Origin of the sequence: Dyadobacter sp. CY343, from assembly GCF_021390335.1 — a bacterium.
Classification (GTDB): Bacteria; Bacteroidota; Bacteroidia; order Cytophagales; family Spirosomataceae; genus Dyadobacter.
The window spans coordinates 236,129-254,459 of record NZ_JAJUXK010000002.1 but is presented as its reverse complement, the minus strand read 5'-3'; the positions used below and the strand labels follow the sequence as shown (position 1 = coordinate 254,459).

The 18,331-nt window shown below is 45.5% G+C and carries 17 protein-coding genes; 5 read left to right on the top strand and 12 right to left on the bottom strand.

Translation table 11 applies throughout. From position 1 onward, the window contains the following. Positions 1 to 177 precede the first annotated feature (177 nt). On the bottom strand, positions 178 to 2,274 hold the full coding sequence (gene ppk1, locus LZG94_RS07625) for a polyphosphate kinase 1 (RefSeq protein WP_233791331.1): 2,097 nt from the start codon (positions 2,272 to 2,274) through the stop codon (positions 178 to 180). Between the two features lie 141 nt (positions 2,275 to 2,415). Here ppk1 and LZG94_RS07620 point away from each other — a divergent pair, with 141 nt between their 5' ends. After that, the gene (locus LZG94_RS07620) at positions 2,416 to 3,438 is read left to right on the top strand and encodes an aldo/keto reductase (protein WP_233791330.1); all 1,023 of its coding nucleotides are present in this window, start codon (positions 2,416 to 2,418) and stop codon (positions 3,436 to 3,438) included. Positions 3,439 to 3,551: 113 nt separating this feature from the next. Here LZG94_RS07620 and pyrE read toward each other — a convergent pair whose 3' ends face one another. Then, positions 3,552 to 4,193 carry an orotate phosphoribosyltransferase gene (gene pyrE, locus LZG94_RS07615; RefSeq protein WP_233791329.1) on the bottom strand — a complete coding sequence of 214 codons (642 nt, stop codon included), beginning with the start codon at positions 4,191 to 4,193 and terminating at the stop codon, positions 3,552 to 3,554. 1 nt (position 4,194) lies between these two features. Next, positions 4,195 to 5,448 (bottom strand): hemolysin family protein, encoded by a 1,254-nt coding sequence (locus LZG94_RS07610; RefSeq protein WP_229254574.1) that lies wholly within the window; start codon positions 5,446 to 5,448, stop codon positions 4,195 to 4,197. 151 nt (positions 5,449 to 5,599) lie between these two features. Between LZG94_RS07610 and LZG94_RS07605 the strand changes: the two genes are divergently transcribed. Continuing rightward, the gene (locus LZG94_RS07605) at positions 5,600 to 6,283 is read left to right on the top strand and encodes an NUDIX hydrolase (protein ID WP_233791328.1); all 684 of its coding nucleotides are present in this window, start codon (positions 5,600 to 5,602) and stop codon (positions 6,281 to 6,283) included. Positions 6,284 to 6,288: 5 nt separating this feature from the next. Here the strand turns inward: LZG94_RS07605 and coaD are convergent, their stop codons facing one another. The 4 genes from coaD to LZG94_RS07585 all read right to left on the bottom strand — a co-directional run bounded on the left by coaD (position 6,289) and on the right by LZG94_RS07585 (position 8,778). Beyond that, positions 6,289 to 6,771, bottom strand: coding sequence for a pantetheine-phosphate adenylyltransferase (coaD, locus tag LZG94_RS07600; protein WP_215232839.1), 483 nt, complete (start codon positions 6,769 to 6,771; stop codon positions 6,289 to 6,291). Between the two features lie 12 nt (positions 6,772 to 6,783). Beyond that, a complete protein-coding gene (locus LZG94_RS07595) occupies positions 6,784 to 7,689 on the bottom strand; it encodes a DUF3822 family protein (protein WP_233791327.1) in 906 nt (301 codons plus the stop codon). A gap of 39 nt (positions 7,690 to 7,728) precedes the next feature. Next, positions 7,729 to 8,220, bottom strand: coding sequence for an NUDIX domain-containing protein (locus tag LZG94_RS07590; protein ID WP_233791326.1), 492 nt, complete (start codon positions 8,218 to 8,220; stop codon positions 7,729 to 7,731). Positions 8,221 to 8,337: 117 nt separating this feature from the next. Then, complete coding sequence (locus tag LZG94_RS07585; RefSeq protein ID WP_233791325.1) at positions 8,338 to 8,778, bottom strand: CBS domain-containing protein; 441 nt, start codon at positions 8,776 to 8,778, stop codon at positions 8,338 to 8,340. 143 nt (positions 8,779 to 8,921) lie between these two features. Between LZG94_RS07585 and LZG94_RS07580 the strand changes: the two genes are divergently transcribed. Further along, the gene (locus tag LZG94_RS07580; protein WP_215232835.1) at positions 8,922 to 10,349 is read left to right on the top strand and encodes an ATP-dependent RecD-like DNA helicase; all 1,428 of its coding nucleotides are present in this window, start codon (positions 8,922 to 8,924) and stop codon (positions 10,347 to 10,349) included. Between the two features lie 8 nt (positions 10,350 to 10,357). Here LZG94_RS07580 and LZG94_RS07575 read toward each other — a convergent pair whose 3' ends face one another. Then, positions 10,358 to 11,314 carry an L-threonylcarbamoyladenylate synthase gene (locus tag LZG94_RS07575; RefSeq protein ID WP_233791324.1) on the bottom strand — a complete coding sequence of 319 codons (957 nt, stop codon included), beginning with the start codon at positions 11,312 to 11,314 and terminating at the stop codon, positions 10,358 to 10,360. Between the two features lie 169 nt (positions 11,315 to 11,483). On the opposite strand from LZG94_RS07575, the gene LZG94_RS07570 reads away from it, so the two are divergent. Together LZG94_RS07570 and LZG94_RS07565 are read left to right on the top strand one after the other, a co-directional pair. Continuing rightward, positions 11,484 to 13,223, top strand: coding sequence for a GMC oxidoreductase (locus LZG94_RS07570; protein WP_215232833.1), 1,740 nt, complete (start codon positions 11,484 to 11,486; stop codon positions 13,221 to 13,223). Between the two features lie 31 nt (positions 13,224 to 13,254). After that, positions 13,255 to 13,893 (top strand): gluconate 2-dehydrogenase subunit 3 family protein, encoded by a 639-nt coding sequence (locus tag LZG94_RS07565; RefSeq protein WP_215232832.1) that lies wholly within the window; start codon positions 13,255 to 13,257, stop codon positions 13,891 to 13,893. Positions 13,894 to 13,966: 73 nt separating this feature from the next. Here the strand turns inward: LZG94_RS07565 and LZG94_RS07560 are convergent, their stop codons facing one another. The 4 genes from LZG94_RS07560 to cdaA form a co-directional block, all read right to left on the bottom strand. After that, positions 13,967 to 15,580, bottom strand: coding sequence for an ABC-F family ATP-binding cassette domain-containing protein (locus LZG94_RS07560; RefSeq protein WP_233791323.1), 1,614 nt, complete (start codon positions 15,578 to 15,580; stop codon positions 13,967 to 13,969). A 136-nt stretch (positions 15,581 to 15,716) separates the two neighbouring features. After that, positions 15,717 to 16,991, bottom strand: a complete 1,275-nt coding sequence (locus LZG94_RS07555; RefSeq protein WP_233791322.1) for a lactonase family protein — start codon at positions 16,989 to 16,991, stop codon at positions 15,717 to 15,719. 161 nt (positions 16,992 to 17,152) lie between these two features. Then, positions 17,153 to 17,416, bottom strand: coding sequence for a 30S ribosomal protein S20 (gene rpsT, locus LZG94_RS07550; RefSeq protein WP_215232829.1), 264 nt, complete (start codon positions 17,414 to 17,416; stop codon positions 17,153 to 17,155). Positions 17,417 to 17,520: 104 nt separating this feature from the next. After that, the gene (gene cdaA / locus LZG94_RS07545) at positions 17,521 to 18,324 is read right to left on the bottom strand and encodes a diadenylate cyclase CdaA (RefSeq protein ID WP_215232828.1); all 804 of its coding nucleotides are present in this window, start codon (positions 18,322 to 18,324) and stop codon (positions 17,521 to 17,523) included. Positions 18,325 to 18,331 lie beyond the last annotated feature (7 nt).

The window sequence follows — 18,331 nt, the reverse complement described above, 5'->3', positions numbered from 1 at the left end:
AACATATCTTTTCAAATATAACCATATAGAGCTTACAGCTCAAGGGACATTTGCTGCCTGCGCACAAAAAAAACGACAAGTTTCCCGATTTTATTTGTCAAAGTGCGCTCATGAAATCTGAACACCGATTGAAAAATTTTGCTTGTAAAAAATTTTTTTAACCGGTTTAAAATGCGTTTATTCTCCCCTGCGGATCAAGCCGCTCTTCTCTATTTTCTCTGCCAAACGGTAATTCACTTCCTGCGCACGTAACTTGCCACGGCCATCGTCACTGATCCGAAGATTGTTCTGATAAAGGTCCAGCCGGACTGATTTCTGATTGTCATTCGCATAATTCCTTAGCACGATCCGCATTTGGTTTTTCAGCTGTTCGTCCAGGATCGGAAAGCATATATCGATACGTCTGTGCAGGTTCCGGTGCGTCCAATCGCAGGAGCTCAGAAAAATTTCATCGTTCCCCCTGTTACCAAAATGGAAAATCCGCGTGTTCTCAGTGTACCTGTCTACGTGCCGGCTAACCACGATATTATCGCTGATCGAGGGCAACCCGGAGATCAGACCGCAGCTTTCGCTCACCATCACATGTACGGGAACGCCTGCCTGTCCGGCCTGATAAAGTTTGTCAATTAAAATATGATCCTGTAATTGATTGATCTTGATTGTAATAAAGGATTTCAGTCCCGCATTGCAGTTCGCGATTTCCCGATCGATCAAATCCATCAAGCGCTTTTGTAATGTAAACTGCGTGACAAATAGATAGTTGAACGGAAGGTATTTGTATTTCTTAGGCTCATCCTGAGTGGATAAATATCCGAACAGAAGTTCAAGTTCGTTCGTCAGTTCCCGGTGATTGGTTAAAAGTGCGTGGTCGACGATCTCGCGGCTAGTCAATCTGTAAAACCCTCCGGTACCAAGAAAAGCATAACGCTCCCAGCCTTTTTGCACTTTCCTTTTGACCAGCGCCATTTTCGCGTGAACCTTCAAACCCGGCACGCTCAGGATAATCTTGACCCCGGCATCCCGCATTTTCCTCGACCATTGCAGGTTTTCCTGAATATCCATTTTGGTATTGAGCTCCACGTAAGTAGTAACCCTTTTCCCATTCCTGGCGGCACTGATCAGGGAATTTAATATAAATGAATGCGGACTGATCTTGTAAAGCGACACGTGGATTTCTCTTACGTGCGGATCGATTGCGGCTTCATTGAAAAACCGCACGATCGGTTCGTACGATTGATACGGCAGATGCAGTAGCTGGTCGCCTTTCTGAATTGCTTCAAATATGGAAGTATTATCTTCAAAATCAGGGATTTGCAACGGCCGCTGAACCGTGTATTCGAGCCGCTTGCCAAGTGCCGGGAAGCGGATGAAGTCTTCCAAAAAAAGATAATCGCCGCGCTCGTGGAATTCATTCATCGGAATTGCCACTTTGTTGACGAGATATTCGCGCATATAAAGCGGCATTCCCGACTCGTAGAAATACTGAAAAGGCTGAACGAAATTCCGTTTATCGAGCTGTTTCAATATCCTCTGAGCTATTTGCATCGGGTATTCATCCTCAATAGAAAGCTCGGTCTCTCGCTCTACACGTAAAGTATAGCTTTCCAGCACATTAAAACCGTGAAAGAGCAGCGACAGGTTTTCGCGGATTATGTCTTCTAAAAACGCAACCTGCCGTTTTCCATCTAGTTCGGGAAGCTCAATAAACCGCCCGAAAGTTTCCGAAGGTATATTGACCGTCGCATACCAATCTTCTTCCGCGTCTTCCTTATGTTGCAGTCTTACAATGAGATACAGCAGTTTTGATTCAAAGATCGTCGATTTCGATGCGCGCTTGCTATCCAGAAAAATGGGTTGCAGATGTCGAAAGAGTTTATCTATAAAAAACTTTCGCAGGAACGGTAAGTGCTCAGCGGCAAACGATTCCCGGTAATGCAAATGCACGCCCTGGTCGTTGAATGCGGGCAGGATACTGCCGGTGAGGATATCATTGAATTCACGAAGCTGGTTCTCAATCGTTTCGCTGACGTGTTCGAGCAGCGATTCGGGGAATATGTTCAGCTTGGCCCTGATATCGTTACTCACCTCCCCCATTGCCAACAGGCCCGGAATCCTTACCCGGAAAAATTCTTTGGTCTGATAGGAATATATCCCAAGAAAACGGAGGCGTTCTCTCACCGGTACCGAATCATCATTGGCTTCCAGCAGCAAACGGTAATTATTGGACAGCCAACTCAGATTTGTATCGAAGTAGGGATAAGAAACATCTATCATTTAACAGGGTTGGAAAGATTCGAATTTTGGCACAATATAAATACATTTGACTGGTAAGGATATAACTTTGGGAGACAAAAATTAACCCTGTACAATCAGCGTTCAGTGTTATATTTTACTTAAAATCTAATTTTGTTTGATATGCGTTATCAATTATTAGGCCGGTCGGGCCTGAGAGTATCCGAAGTTTGTCTGGGAACCATGACCTTTGGCAAAGAATGGGGCTGGGGAGCGGATAAACATGAAAGCTTTAAGATTTTCGAAGCGTTTGCCGATGCGGGTGGCAATTTTGTCGATACAGCAAACAGATATACGGAAGGCTCATCTGAAAAATATGTAGGTGAATTTATCGAGAATGACCGCGACAGGTGGGTTTTATCTACCAAATACACTTTGAAAGACCGAAACGATGACCTGAATTTTGCTGGTAACCATCGGAAAAATATGATGCGGTCGGTCACAGCCAGCCTGAAAAGACTGAATACCGAATACATTGACTTGCTTTGGGTGCATCTTTGGGACAATACGACCCCGGTGGAAGAAGTAATGCGCGGTCTCGATGATCTGGTCAGCCGTGGTATTGTTCATTATATTGGTATCTCGGACACGCCCGCCTGGGTGGTCTCGCAAGCCAATACCATCGCCGATTTTCGCGGCTGGAATGCATTTGCCGCTATTCAATTTGAGTATTCACTATTACAGCGCACGCCCGAGCGCGACCTGCTTCCAATGGCAAAAGCGCTTGACCTCGCGGTAACCCCGTGGGGAGCGATCGGCGGCGGCGCATTGACAGGAAAATATTTGCGGGGAGAAAAGGGTCGGGTGCCTGACCATAGCACCAGAAGGAATGTGCACAGTAGCATTATTGCACAAACTGTGGTAGATGTTGCCGCTGAACTGGGCGTAACGCCGGCGCAGGTCGCGATCAACTGGACCCGGCATCGTGACCAGGTAATGATACCGATCATCGGCGCATCAAAAGAGCAGCAGCTTAAAGATTCGCTGGGTTGTCTTGAATTAAAATTACCAGAGGAAGCTATACAAAAATTAAATGCGGTAAGCCGGATTGAACTGGGCTTCCCGCATGAATTTTTGAAATCGGATGGTGTAAAAGAAGAAGCTTTCGGCGGATTGTTCGAGAAGCTCGATAATCATCGGGGATAAGGGCTATTTGGCTATTGGCTATTGGCTATTAGCTTTTAGCTTTTAGCTGTTGGCTTTGGGATTTAGCTTAAAAAAAGGCTAACAGCTAACGGCTAACAGCTAATAGCCAACTTCTACTTCCCCCACTGATCCGGCGCTTGGCGCCAGGCGCTTAAACTTTCGACTTGTGAGGCTGATACATAATTCAACTCCAATGCCGTTTCGATCAACGCATTGTAATTGCTGATCGTGGTCAGCTTCACATTCTTTTCCTTGAAATTGTTCTCTGCGGCCGCAAATCCATAAGTGAAGATTGCGATCATTCCTGCCACTTCATATCCAGCTTCCCGCAGCACATCTACTACTTTCAGCGAGCTTCCTCCCGTGGAGATCAGATCTTCAATAATAATCAGTGACTGACCTTTTTCCAACCTTCCCTCGATCTGGTTGCCCATTCCATGTTTTTTGGGCTCGGGACGAACGTAGGCGAAGGGAAGTTCAAGCAGATCGGCCACTAATGCACCCTGGGCGATTCCACCGGTTGCAACCCCTACAACTGCCTGAGCACCAGGATATTCAGCACGAATTATTTCAGCAAGTGCCTTTTTGATAAATGTGCGGGTATCGGGATAGCATAGCGCAACGCGGTTATCGCAATAAATAGGTGAAAGCCAGCCGGAGCTCCATTGAAAAGGCTTTTCCGGACTTAGTTTGATTGCCTGCGCTTCGAGCAGGAGCTCTGCTACCCGCTTACTGATATCGGTACCGTTTAACATATTAATCTTCGGATTCCTCTTTTATATTATGATTTACAACTAACAACTTGTCTATCCGGCTGCGGTCCATATCAATCACCTCGAAATCAAAATTCTTCCAGCTGAACTGCTCACCGGTTTTGGGGATATTCTCCAAAATATGCAGTACAAAGCCTCCAAGCGTATTAAAACCTGCCAGCTCCCGCCGCTCGCTTTCCGGCATATTGATATTAAAGTATTGCAGAAAATCGTCAAAAGGAAGCTGTGCATCGACCAGAAAACTACCATCTTCGCGCTTCACGATCTCAGAAGCTTCTTCAATATCTTCCGAAATATCCCCCACCAGCGCATCCATAATATCGTGCATCGTCAAAATGCCCAACATTCCGCCATATTCGTCCACGATAATACCGAAATAGACGCGCTGCTCTTTGAATTTTTCCAGCGCCTGATACGCGCGGTTACTTTCGGGCAGGTAAACCGGGTCACGCACGATGGTATTTAAAGTAGCCAGCTGCGTCTCAATATCCGTAGCGATCATATCTTTCACATATACCAGCCCCACCACGTCATCGACCGTTCCGCGGCAAACCGGATAGATGGAATGCCGGCTTTCGAAGATCTTGGCTTTATTTTCCTCCACCGTATCTTCCAGATCCAGCCAGATAATTTCCTGTCGGTTGGTCATAAGAGAAGTCACTTTTCTGTCGCCCAGCTGAAATACATTGTGCACGATCTCCTGCTCTATTTCCTCAAAAACGCCTCCCGAAGTTCCCTCCTGGATCAGGCTTTTGATTTCTTCCTCTGTCACCGAATTCTCGCTCTGACGGATATTTAGTACCTTGATAATGAGGTCACTGGAAACGCCTAAAAGAGAAATAAATGGTGCTGTTACTTTGGAAAGCAGGTTCATCGGAGTCGCCATTACCTTGGAAATCCCTTCCGGATTTGACATTCCAATTCGCTTCGGGACCAGCTCTCCGAGCACCAGCGACAGGTAAGTGATGAAAACCAATACACTACCTACTGCCAGCGAGTGGCCGTAAGGTCGCAATAGGTCCACCTGGTTAATCAGCGCCTCGAAATCGGTGGTGATATTATCCCCGGAGTACATACCTGTGAGCAAACCGATCAAGGTAATACCAATCTGGACTGTCGATAAAAATCTGGTGGGTGAATTGGCGAGGTTCAATGCTGCTTTTGCACTGGCGTCACCATTTTTGGCCGCTGCTTCGAGCCGTGATTTTCGGGAAGAAACGAGTGCTATCTCAGACATGGAGAATATACCGTTGAGAAGCACAAGCAATAAAATTATCAGTAGTTCCAAGAACTGTGTATTTGATAGGGTACAAATTTATCAATAATAATCTCTGTCTAAACTAAACAGTTTACTTAATTTTGACGCTGATTCACGTACCATTTGAAAAATGACCATTTTTTTTGACGACCGTCCATTCAAAATTGTACGGACCAATCAGCTTTCGGCCGAGACTTCCCAATTTGATCTCATTGTTGATCTGAGGCTGGAAAAGTTGCATAAAAGTATGTTGACCGGGCACACCCTGTTTCTCAACTCCAATGCGACAACTGTTTTGCAAATGTTGCAACTCCTCGAAAAAGACTTCCCCAAGCAAATGTTGTCTGTGACGATGGCGGCAAAGGAAAAAGCGGAAATTGAGGAAAAGATTAAAGACCAGTACAAAGTGATCAAGGCTGCCGGCGGTGTAGTGGTTAAAGACGGGAAGTGGCTTTTTATGTACCGCCGCAAGAAGTGGGACCTGCCCAAAGGAAAGCTTGATAAAGGAGAAGATTCGCGTACTGCCGCAGTTCGGGAAATAGAGGAGGAAACAGGAGTTAAGTCATTAATAAAAAGCAAAATCTGTACAACCTGGCATACTTATACACTCAATAACAACCGCATTCTGAAACGCACAAAATGGTATCTGTGCGAAACGATCGACGATTCCAAAATGCAGCCGCAGGTGGAAGAGCAAATCGAAAAGCTTGACTGGTACAATCCCTCAGATGCAAAAGCGCTGCTGATCAATTCTTACAGTTCAATCCGATTTGTGGTTGACAGCCTTAATAAAAAGCGCAATGTAAAGTCGTAATTGGATCAGATTTGCGGATTAATGCGGTCTAATTCTGAAAGCGAATAGGGAAGAAAATTGTCTACTCCTTGTCCGTAGCGATGCAGGTCGCGGATGATGCTGGAACTGATCGGTGCCAATTCGGGTGAAGTGATCAGAAAAACCGTTTCAATTTCTTCATACAAATACCTGTTAACCTGCGAGATACCATTTTCATATTCAAAATCGGTGGTATTTCGCAGACCTCTCAGCAAGAAAGTGGCACCGAGTTCCCGCGCTACGTGGGCGGTGAGATCATCGTAGGTCACTACTTTCACATTCTGCTCGTTTGAAAACGTCCGCTCGATCATTTCCTTCATCACATTCAGTGGGAAATACCGTTTCTTGGTTGCATTATTCCCGATCCCGATCACTACCTGATCAAAAAGCCGCAAACCTCTGAGAACGATATCCTGATGTCCTCTTGTAAAAGGGTCGAAAGAGCCTGGAAACAATGCAATGCGGTCCATATGAAGAGTGGGTTATGATGAAACGAGGTACGTATTAAAAAGGCCGAAGTAGCGGTGACCGGGCACTTCCGCGCATTGACTGCTGTATTTGAGCGTCGTCGGCCGGCTGCCTATTTCTAAGCTGGGAAAATAATGAGAGAGCTCTTCGAATACTGGCGCAGATACACTCACGTCGCCGTAGCAAACCACCTTCATCTGTTCCGGCTCATATCCCAGCTGCCCCAATGTAAACAGCAATATATAAGCCATTTCCTGTACTTCCTTGAATTTGAACCGGTTGCAAAGGATCAACTGCTGGCTTTCACTCACAACCAGCGTGAACATATCTTTTTCAAAACACAAAGAAGCAACCCTTACTTCCTGATGCTCCACGTGACTTACGAGCGCGCCGATGATGATCGGACTGGTGGAATGATAAAAACTGACGCTGGCAGAACGGAAGTGATTGATGATCCATTCGTGCCAATGCCGCGGAATGCTGAAAACGTTCTTCGCATGCACGAGCGGCAGGTCGTGGTAGAGTGCGATATCCTGGGCGGTTACCTGATTTCCGGAAGAAAAAGACAGGTACTCCCCTATTTTCTCAGCATCAAAAAGCACATTTGGTACCAGGCTAAATAGGTTGGAGTTGACCGAAACGCGAACCGCTTTCCAGGCTTCGGAAGACCAGAGCAAATGCCCGGTGAACATTCTTTTCAGCTTTTCAAAAACTTCTTCCTGACTCAGCGTCTGCTCCAATGCATAATCTTCAAGCCAGATAACTTCCATATTTTCCTCCCGGACAATGCAGAAACGAATGTTTTGCTCGCCCATTTCAATGCATAATGTACTTGAAGGAATTGCCGCCGGGTCGAATGTATTATCGCCTACAAGCAGTGTAGGAATGATTTCAATGACCTGGTTTTCAGAATTTGCCACAATTAACGGATATAACTTCTTTGGAATGATACTACTGCCCTACCTGGGCGAAATGTATCCTTTTATTTTAAATAGGTCCTGCAACGATTCGACAGATGAGAAAATGCTGTGCACCTGATTGGCTCTTAAAGATTTGATCTCGGCCCAGCTTATTAGCCTTACTTCTCTGATTATCTGCCCCTCTTCCGACATTTCAGGGTCGCTTCCTTTTATTAGTTTGCCTTCTGATACACTTACCTCGAAAAACAGCTCGATCGCATGCAAAGGCGCCTGAATATGTTCATTAACAAATAGCAACTGCCCGATTTCCACTTGCAAGCCAGTTTCTTCTTCAAACTCCCTTTTCACGGCCGCCTCCGCAGTTTCGCCAAAATGGATACCACCGCCTGGCGGACTCCAAAACGGTTCGTCAACGCCGTACATTTCGTGTCGCACCAGCAGAACCTGCTCATTTTGAACGCAAATACCACAAGCACGCACCCGAACCTGTCCGCCGAAAAGATTACCTATTTCCTCACTGATCGTTTGCAATGCCGGATTTTTGAAGCAACAAAGATAACCATCCCGTCAAATTTGCCAAGACATAGTTGTTCCATTAAGGATATTGGTCCTATTCTGAAAAGATTGAAATGTTATTTAAGAAAAATATCAGGAATACGGACTTCCCGAAATGTAGCTTTCCAATGTGCTGATATGCTCTTTCTGCTCGTGCATGATCGCAGAGACAATATCGTTGATTGAAATAATGCCGATCAGGTTACCGTGCTGATTCACAGGTAAGTGCCGAATATGCTTGTCGGACATGATCTGCATACATTCCTCGATCTTATCGTCTGTCTCAACCGTGATCACTTTGCTCGTCATTACTTCCCGGATCAGCGTATCCCTCGATCCCCTTCCCTGCAAAATCACTTTTCTCGCATAATCACGCTCGGAAAAAATACCGATCAGAAGATCATTTTCCAGTACCAAAACTGCACCGATGTTTTTAGCGGCCATGAGTTCAAGGGCCTCAAACACCGTGTTGTCCTGCGTGACAGACCAAATCGCATTGACAGGCTTGTTGCCCATTACATGTTGTACTAGCATAGATGTTCAGATTTGGAGTTGATAAGATAAAAAGGGATTTCAATATAGAGATTACACCGACAAAAGTCCAATTAAATCTGAGTATTATTTTGTTACGGAATGCGCATTTTGATATTGTTTATCGTTCCGTTAGATTCGTTACCATGGATACCGATAAAATTTTACCGTCCCAGTTACTACGCAAAAAATTTCCATTTAAACCCACGGAAGGGCAGCTGCGGTTCTTTGAAAAAACGAATGATTTTCTGGTCGAGGAGAAGGGTTTGGAGCGTTACCGCGACTGTTTTTTACTGAAAGGTTATGCAGGAACGGGCAAAACGACGATCATCAGTACTTTGATCAAGGTATTGAAAAACTTCGGTTACAAATCGGTTCTCCTTGCTCCTACCGGCCGGGCAGCCAAGGTAATGTCCGGTTACTCGGATAAGATAGCGCTCACGATCCATAAGAAGATATACAAACAAACCGCCGACGCCTATTCAGGTACGCTGACATTTCAACGCCAGAAAAATTACCACGACAACACGCTCTTTATCGTCGATGAAGCTTCGATGATCACCGACGAAGCCGATTTTGGCAGTCGCAGTTTGCTTGCAGATCTGATCGATTTTGTATTTGAAAATCCTGGTAATAAGCTAATGCTCGTCGGTGACGTGGCGCAGCTGCCGCCGGTCGGAAAGGAACTTAGTCCGGCTTTGGATGGCGGATATCTTGAAAAGACGTTTTATATGTCTGTTTTTCAGGAGGAATTAAAGGAGGTAATGCGGCAGGATGAACAATCGGGGATCTTATTTAATGCAACATTACTTCGCGAGCAGCTCACCGCAGAAGCGCCTGCTATTCAGATCACAACCAGATCGTACCAGGATGTTTTTAAAATGACCGGCGAAAAACTGGAAGAAGGGCTGCGGTATGTTTACAATAAATATGGGCAGGAAAATGCGATCATTCTCACGCGATCGAATAAGTCGGCGGTGCAGTATAATGAATATATCCGCCGCGTGATCCACTTTTCCGAAGAGGAACTCGACGCCGGCGACAGGCTGATGGTCGTGCGGAACAATTACAATATTCTTGACGAAGATTCGCCCGCTGGCTTCATTGCAAATGGTGATTTTGTCGAACTATTAAAAATTAGGAAAACGCAGGAAATACACGGATTTCGCTTCGCCGACGTGATATTAAGACTTACTGATTACGAAAAGCAGCCAGAATTTGAAGCCAAGATATTCCTGGATACGCTTCATTCATCGTCCCCTTCCATGTCATCCGAGGATAATCGGAAGCTCTATGATAGTGTTTCACAGGATTACGTTTATATCAAATCAAATAAGGAAAGGCTGGAAGCATTGCGAAAAGATCCGTTCTTGAATGCATTGCAGGTCAAATTTGCTTATGCATTGACGTGCCACAAAGCACAGGGCGGGCAATGGAGCGCGGTGTTTGTTGACCAGGGCTATTTACCTCAGGAACAAATCAATGCCGAATTTATCCGGTGGCTTTATACTGCGATTACCCGGGCAACGGACGAAGTTTTTCTGATGAATTTTCATCCGCATTTCTTTAAATAACTTCGCTCCTACTCCTGCACGGAAGCTCGTTTCAGCCGGTCATTTATAGCCAGTCCGAGTCCTTGCATCGGTACCCATTCTGCGATAATCGAGTTGACGGGCAATGCATCCAGTTCTCGCAGATAGGCGAATAAATTGTGCGCAGCTTCCCGCAAATCGCCTTTTTCACTCAGTACCCGCTGATATTTACGATCCACATTTTTGAGGTACGAATCGAAAAGTAGGTAACCTAATGCGTCTGCATTTACGTCTTGAATATCACTTTTTTCAAGCATTTGAAGCGGCACGCGCGGGGCGTAGTGGCTTTTCAACATGCCCGGCGCTTTTGGGTTGGAAGAAGAGGTTGCGGTTACTTTTACCTCGCCCACAATTTCCTCAATATCCTGAATAGCAAGTCCTCCCAACCGGTAAACGATCACTTCTCCGCCGTCGAAACCAACGATCGTCGATTCAATGCCAACTTCGCATTCTCCGCCGTCCAAGATATAAGGTATTCGGTTTCCGAGCTGCGCATCCACGTGTGTGGCGGTTGTAGGGCTGATATATCCGAAAGGATTTGCACTGGGAGCAGCGAGTGGAAAATCGAGCTGACTTAACAGTTCGAGCAAAACCGGGTGCCTGGGAATGCGGACAGCAACATTATCCAGGCCGGAAGTAACCAGATCGGGGACGTTTTGTTTTTTAGGCAAAAGTAATGTCAGCGGGCCGGGCCAGAATGCAGCTGCCAGTTTCTGAGCGGGTTCAGGGAATTCGGCTACAAAATTCAGCACTTTTTCGACTGAATCCGTGTGAATAATAAGCGGGTCAAATGCCGGGCGGTTTTTGGTCTCGAATATGGATAATACCGCCTTTTCATTTAATGCATTTCCTGCTAGTCCATAAACCGTTTCCGTAGGTATTCCTACCAGTTCGCCTCTTACGAGAAATGATCTTGCAATGCGGATATCCTGTCCAATCTCAGCCAATGTAGCAATCAGTTTTTGCTACAAAAATACTTTGTACGCAGCAGAATCCCGAGTTATGTCATTTAGATTGTTTTTAAATAACCTGATATTAGAATGCTGAGAGCGGCTCCTATTTATTACGTGTTTATATTTATTGATTAAAAAATACTATCCAAAAAACCCTTTACCTATGTTTCAAATCAAAGAACAACCTACCGTTTTTGATGTATGCATTGTGGGCTCCGGAGCAGGAGGAGGAATGGCAGCCTATCAACTGGCAAAAGCGGGTGCGAAGGTTGCACTTTTAGAGGCCGGAGGCTATTTCGATCCCGCTGATCCTAAATACATTACGCAGCTTAAATGGCCTTACGAATCTCCAAGACGCGGCGCTTCAAACCACCGGCCTTTCGGTGATTTCGATGCTGCCTGGGGTGGCTGGGAGATCGATGGAGAACCCTATACACGTAAAAACGGTACACAATTTGACTGGTTCCGGTCGAGAATGCTCGGTGGACGTACCAACCACTGGGGACGTATTTCGCTGCGTTTCGGACCGAAAGATTTTAAAAGAAAGAGCATTGACGGACTGGGTGACGACTGGCCGATCGGCTACGACGATGTAAAACCATATTACGATCAGGTAGATAAACTGATCGGGGTTTTCGGAACAGTTGAAAACATGGACAACGAGCCGGACGGAATTTTCCTGCCTCCTCCCAAGCCACGTTTGCACGAACTTTTTCTGAAACAAGCTGGAAAAAAGGCGAATATTCCTGTGATTCCTTCGCGGCTTTCGATTTTAACAAAACCAATTAATGACCAGCGCGGCGTTTGCTTCTATTGCAGCCAATGCTCCCGCGCGTGCCAGGCTTACGCTGATTTTTCTTCTTCTTCGGTATTGTGTATCCCCGCGATCAAAACCGGGAACGTAACGCTGATCAACAACGCAATGTGCCGCGAGGTACTCACAGATCCCAACACGGGACTTGCGACTGGTGTTTCTTACGTGGACAGAGAAAAGCTGACTGAGCACACCATTAAAGCAAAAGTTGTCGTTTTGGCGGCTAGTGCGGCGGAGTCTTCCAGATTGCTGCTTAACTCAAAATCCGAACGTCACCCAAATGGTCTTGCAAATTCAAGTGGCGTAGTTGGTCACTATCTGCACGATTCCACTGGTGCTTCTCGTGGCGCTTTCATGCCGCACATGATGGACCGGAAACGCTATAATGAAGACGGTGTGGGCGGTATGCACGTGTATACACCGTGGTGGCTGGACAACAAAAAACTGGATTTTCCAAGAGGTTACCATATTGAATACGGTGGCGGAATGGGTATGCCGAGCTACGGTTTCGGTTCTGGTATTGAAAATCTGAATGGTAAATATCCAACTGCATCCGGCGCAATGAAGCCCGCAGGTGGTTATGGAGCTTCATTGAAAGAAGATTATCGTCGTTTTTATGGTGCCAATATCGGTATGGCAGGTCGCGGAGAAGCTGTTCCCGATTTCAACAATTATGCAGAAATCGACCCGAGTGTGGTGGACAAATATGGTATCCCGGTATTGCGTTTCCATTACAAATGGTCTGATTACGAGATTAAACAGGCGAAACACATGCATGATACGTTTGAGGAAATGATCCATGCATTGGGTGGAATACCAAACGGTGTGAAGCCGGGAGCTGACACGAATTACGGTTTGGCCGCTCCGGGAAGGATTATTCACGAAGTAGGAACCGTCAGAATGGGCGACGATCCGAAAACTTCTGCATTGAACAAATTCTCCCAGGCACACGATGCGAAAAATGTATTTGTGGTAGACGGCGGTTCGTTCGTATCGCAGGCTGATAAAAATCCGACCTGGACGATTCTTGCGTTGTCATGGAGAGCATCAGACTACATTATCGATCAGAAAAAACAGAAGAATATTTAATTGTTTGAACATTGTTTCAAATCAGATATATATGAAACGCAGAGATTCACTCAAAGCCTTAACACTCAGCTCGCTGGGTATTACAGCACTTAATCCGCAGGTTGCATTAGCCGAACAGCGAGATCTGGAAATGCAAATGCCGCCGGAAACCCCGCTCAAAATCCCGGGTGGAAGAACGAAAGAAGAAGCAATCCGCGACGCGCGGCTCATGAAAGAGAAGTTTCTGACGGTCGCTGAGCTTGCTACTATTAAAGTGTTGGTCGATATTATTATTCCGGCCGACGAAAAATCAGGCAGCGCATCTCAGGCCGGAGTTCCCGATTTTATTGACTTCATCGTCAAAGATATGCCCCAGAATCAAACACCTTTAAGAGGCGGTTTGAAATGGCTGGACCGGGAATCGAGCAAGCGGTTCGGAAAGATCTTCACGCTGGCAACTAAGTCACAGCAAATCCAGATCATTGATGATATTGCCTATCCTGAAAAAGCTAAACCTATTTACAGTCAGGGCGTTGCATTCTTCAACCTGATGCGAAACCTGACAGCTTCCGGTTTTTATACTTCTAAAATTGGAATCGCGGATATCGGTTATATGGGAAATACGCCCAACGTCTGGGAAGGTGTTCCTGCGGATGTTTTAAAGCAATATGGATTGAGCTACGACTCCTAACTTGTTAGCTGTTAAATGCAAAAAGGCTGATCAGATCTGATCAGCCTTTTTGCATTTATAATAAGATATATAATTAATATAGCTTCTGGCGCTGCTGCTTTACGGTTTCGTCTTGCAGGAAATCGTCGTAGCTCATCAGTTTGTCCAGAATTCCTTTCGGCCCGATCTCAATGATCCTGTTTGCGATCGTATGCACAAACTGGTGATCGTGGGAATAGAACAACAGGCAGCCGGTGAAATCAATCAACCCATTGTTCAATGCAGTGATCGATTCAAGGTCAAGGTGGTTGGTAGGATCATCCAAAACCAATGCATTCGCGCCGGAAAGCATAGTACGGGACAACATACAACGCACTTTTTCACCTCCTGAAAGTACCTTCGCCTTTTTCAAAGATTCCTCTCCCGAGAAAAGCATTCTACCCAAAAATCCACGGATAAAGCTCTCGTCTTTCTCTTCCGAATACTGACGCAGCCAATCCACGAGGTTTAGATCCACATCAAAAAACTGTCCCGGATCTTTTGGAAAGTAGGATTTAGTGATGGTCACTCCCCAGGTATGACTTCCCTTATCCGCCTTTTGTAAGTCACTGATAATGTCAAAAAACGTACTGATCGCCATTACATTACGGCTTACAAAAGCGATTTTATCACCCTTATTTACAGTAAAATTGAGATTGTCAAATAACTTGGTCCCATCGTCGGCCGTTTTGGAAAGTCCTTCCACTCTTAACAGCTGGTCACCGACTTCGCGCTCGGATTTGAATGCGATATAGGGATATTTCCGTGAAGAAGGTTTGATATCGTCAATTGTAAGCTTTTCAAGCAATTTCGAACGTGAAGTTGCCTGCTTGGATTTGGAAGCATTCGCACTGAACCGGCGGATAAACTCTTCAAGTTCCTTACGCTTATCTTCCGATTTCCTGTTAGCATCCTGCCGCTGCTTCAAAGCCAGCTGGCTGGATTGGTACCAGAAAGAATAGTTACCGGAGAACATCTGCACTTTACTGAAATCAATATCAACCACGTGCGTACAAACTTCATCGAGGAAGTGACGATCGTGGGAAACAACGATAACCGTATTCTTAAAATCTGCAAGGAAATTTTCAAGCCATAAAACCGTCTCAACGTCAAGGTTGTTGGTAGGTTCATCGAGCAGCAGTACATCCGGATTTCCAAAAAGCGCCTGCGCCAAAAGTACCCGAACCTTATCGTTTGAGTTCAGATCTGCCATCATCATTTGGTGCTGATCTTCACCTAGGCCAAGTCCGCTCAAAAGCTGCGCCGCCTCAGTTTCTGCTTCCCAACCATTCAGATCGGCGAATTCTGCTTCGAGGTCCGCCGCTTTTTCTCCGTCAGCGTCGGTGAACTCCTCTTTTTCATAAATAGCTTCCCGCTCCTTCATGATCTTGTAAAGGCGCTCGTGCCCGATGATCACAGTATCCATTACCGAATAGGTATCAAACTCAAATTGATCCTGTTTCAGGAATGTCATCCTTTCGCCCGGGTTCATGTGCACATTACCCGTTTGCGGTTCTATTTCTCCCGAAAGAATTTTTAAAAATGTAGACTTACCAGCCCCGTTCGCTCCGATCACACCGTAACAATTGCCTGGGACAAACTTTATATTTACTTCGTCGAATAATATCCTTTTTCCGTATCGTAACGATACGTTCTGAACCGTAATCATCTTAAAAACCGATTATTTTATGAATGAGACCGCAAAACTACAAAAATCGAGTCGATTTCGGGTATTTTGGTCAAACTAAAACAAACAAGGCAGACCGGACAAACCGATCTGCCTTGCCGCTATATTTGCTGTGCGATCAGGGGATTACGCGCAAAGTATGCGCTCCTTTTCCGACACTGATCGATGCTCCCTGCTTCTTCAAAGACGGGCTGTCACCTTTTGCAACAGTCCAGAATTCCACGCCTCCATTTCCGTTTCCGTATTGTAAATATTCAAAAACTGAAACAGCCACATTTGATCCATCTTTGTCAAAAGCGACACTCTGCGGGTAAATTCCTTCGAAAGGATAATCTGCGACTTTGGTCAATGCGCCGGTCGGGGCAACTTTGAACAATGAGAGAGAAGCACCTGTACCTGCGCCGGCCTCCGTCCAGGGTGAGCCGCTTTTTCCTGCATTCGCAGTCACGAGCAGCGTCCCGTCCGGGCTAACTGCAAAAGATCCCGAATTGAGACCGACGGGCGCCTGTCCAGAAACCTTGTGTTCCGCAGAACCGTCCATTGAAAAATCAACTACCAAAATTTCCCCTTCCCCTGCTGCCTTACCTTGTGCACCTTTGGCATCCAGTACTAGATAGTGCTTACCGTCTGGCGTAAACTTACCGAACGTAGGTTCCGTCCCAACCTTAACCGGCTTTCCAAGCATTTCAACATTTTTCAGCTTACCAGCTTCCCTGATCACTTTATACAAGCCAACTTCATTGGAGTTGTCGAGCGTAAAGGCGATAAAATCGCCGGAAGGGTGCCAGGTAAGGTCGATAATCTTGTTTGTCGTGTCAATTGCAGCGGGCAGGTTAAGGAAGCGCGCAGGCTTTCCGTCCGGGCCGGCCTCAATGAAAACGAGTTCCTTGCCGGCATCGCTGGTTGACAGGATCAATTCGTTTTTATTTACATCAATAGAAGTCGGCTTTTTACCAACGGGAAATCCAAACTTCGCTTTCGGAGCGGCCAGATTCGTGATATCAACCACAAATAGTTTTTCTCCAACAGGAAATTCCTGTGCCGGATCTTTATATTCTGTGACTCCATCCTCAGGCCTCAGGCGGTTTTCAAGTACATAAGCCAGGCCACCGGCTGCGGGTACGGCCAGCGTTTTGGAAAATCCTTGTGCGGAGTTAGATACCAGTGCTGATCCCAATCCTTTGCTGCCTCTTTCAATTGGAAATTTGATCGTACTCAATTGATCTTTTGAAGCGTTGTCTCTTAATAGCTTTCCATCAACAAATGCCGAGGCCGACATATCAGCATCAGAAACAACAACCAGGCCGCGGGCATTGAATGTAATGGGAGATTGGGCAACTACCGGCATACTACCTAATGCTGCCAATCCAGCAAATAATGCGACTTTTTTCATAAAGTGAATTTAGGTTTTAGGTGGTTTGAAAAACGTTTGAGTTATAAATCAAAAGAAACCTTGGTTAGCTTTTGACTATCCAAGGTTTCTTTTTTTAAATCGCAATATAAAAGAAAACCCTGATAGTAGACCTATCAGGGTAGTTTCCTCAGTAGAAAAAATTATGCCGCAACCGCAAGTGAATTAACCAATTTGGCCAATTTCGATTTTTGGTTAGAAGCTTTTTTCTTATGAATAATATTTTTCTTAGCCAAACGATCAAGCATAGAAGATACTGTTTTGTAAACATCTACTGCAACTGCCTTATCAGTCGTTTCGCGTAATTTCTTGATATATGAGCGTGTAGTTTTGTGCTGGTAACGGTTACGCAAACGTTTCGTTTCATTCGCGCGAATTCTCTTTAATGCAGATTTATGATTTGCCATTTCGTATTATTATTTTTCAATTTCTAATTTCGGTGTGCAAAAATAGACAACTGAGCACAATTTGCCAAATTTAACAACAAATATATTTTGACCTTTCTCCTGCCCTATTTCCTCATGCGCTGTAAGTCAGACGATAAATACTCTTCGATCCGACTTTCCAATTCGTTATAAGGAATGTTCCCGTGCAGCTCTCCTTCGACTGCCAGGGATATCTTGCCCGTTTGTTCCGAGATCACAATCACGATTGCGTCGGTCGCCTCGCTCATTCCCATTCCGGCCCGGTGACGGAAGCCAAGCGACGACGGAACATCCACCCCATCGGCTACGGGCAGCACGCATCTAGCTGCTTTCAATACACCGTCGACGATAATTACTGCACCGTCATGCAGTTCACTATATTGATTGAATAGGGATACCAGCAACGGTTTTGATACGCGTGAGTCCAGCAGCTCGCCGGTTTCTACATATTTACTAAGGTCGTCGCGCTTGTTGACCACAATTAATGCACCCGTAAAATTCGCAGCGATCGTTTTGCTTGCATCTACGATTTCTTTAAGGTTCTTAGCTTTCAGATCGAGTACGGATGTACCGATGATTTTTTTTAGAAAGCCGTTATTGGTATAAATAGTTGACTTACCGATGATCAAAAGGAACCTGCGTATCTCTTGCTGGAAAATGACGATCAATGCAACCGCACCAACGCCCATGAAGTATTCAAGGATAGCAGTTAACAGTCCCAGCCCCAGCCCTTTAACAACCAGGTAAAAAACGTATACGAACAAATAACCGAGAAATACTCGGCTGGCGATGCTACCCCTGACGAGCGTATAAACTTGGTACAATAAAATGGCAACCAGAAAAACATCCAGGACATCGGTCCAGTTAATGTTTAAAAAACCCACACGCATAGGAAAA

Bases quoted from the DNA above. Each gene is read 5' to 3' on its own strand.
- ppk1 (WP_233791331.1), bottom strand. From the start codon at position 2,274: ATGATAGATGTTTCTTATCCCTACTTCGATACAAATCTGAGTTGGCTG.
- LZG94_RS07620 (WP_233791330.1), top strand. From the start codon at position 2,416: ATGCGTTATCAATTATTAGGCCGGTCGGGCCTGAGAGTATCCGAAGTT.
- pyrE (WP_233791329.1), bottom strand. From the start codon at position 4,193: ATGTTAAACGGTACCGATATCAGTAAGCGGGTAGCAGAGCTCCTGCTC.
- LZG94_RS07610 (WP_229254574.1), bottom strand. From the start codon at position 5,448: ATGTCTGAGATAGCACTCGTTTCTTCCCGAAAATCACGGCTCGAAGCA.
- LZG94_RS07605 (WP_233791328.1), top strand. From the start codon at position 5,600: ATGACCATTTTTTTTGACGACCGTCCATTCAAAATTGTACGGACCAAT.
- coaD (WP_215232839.1), bottom strand. From the start codon at position 6,771: ATGGACCGCATTGCATTGTTTCCAGGCTCTTTCGACCCTTTTACAAGA.
- LZG94_RS07585 (WP_233791325.1), bottom strand. From the start codon at position 8,778: ATGCTAGTACAACATGTAATGGGCAACAAGCCTGTCAATGCGATTTGG.
- LZG94_RS07580 (WP_215232835.1), top strand. From the start codon at position 8,922: ATGGATACCGATAAAATTTTACCGTCCCAGTTACTACGCAAAAAATTT.
- LZG94_RS07570 (WP_215232833.1), top strand. From the start codon at position 11,484: ATGTTTCAAATCAAAGAACAACCTACCGTTTTTGATGTATGCATTGTG.
- LZG94_RS07565 (WP_215232832.1), top strand. From the start codon at position 13,255: ATGAAACGCAGAGATTCACTCAAAGCCTTAACACTCAGCTCGCTGGGT.
- LZG94_RS07560 (WP_233791323.1), bottom strand. From the start codon at position 15,580: ATGATTACGGTTCAGAACGTATCGTTACGATACGGAAAAAGGATATTA.
- LZG94_RS07555 (WP_233791322.1), bottom strand. From the start codon at position 16,991: ATGAAAAAAGTCGCATTATTTGCTGGATTGGCAGCATTAGGTAGTATG.
- rpsT (WP_215232829.1), bottom strand. From the start codon at position 17,416: ATGGCAAATCATAAATCTGCATTAAAGAGAATTCGCGCGAATGAAACG.
- cdaA (WP_215232828.1), bottom strand. From the start codon at position 18,324: ATGCGTGTGGGTTTTTTAAACATTAACTGGACCGATGTCCTGGATGTT.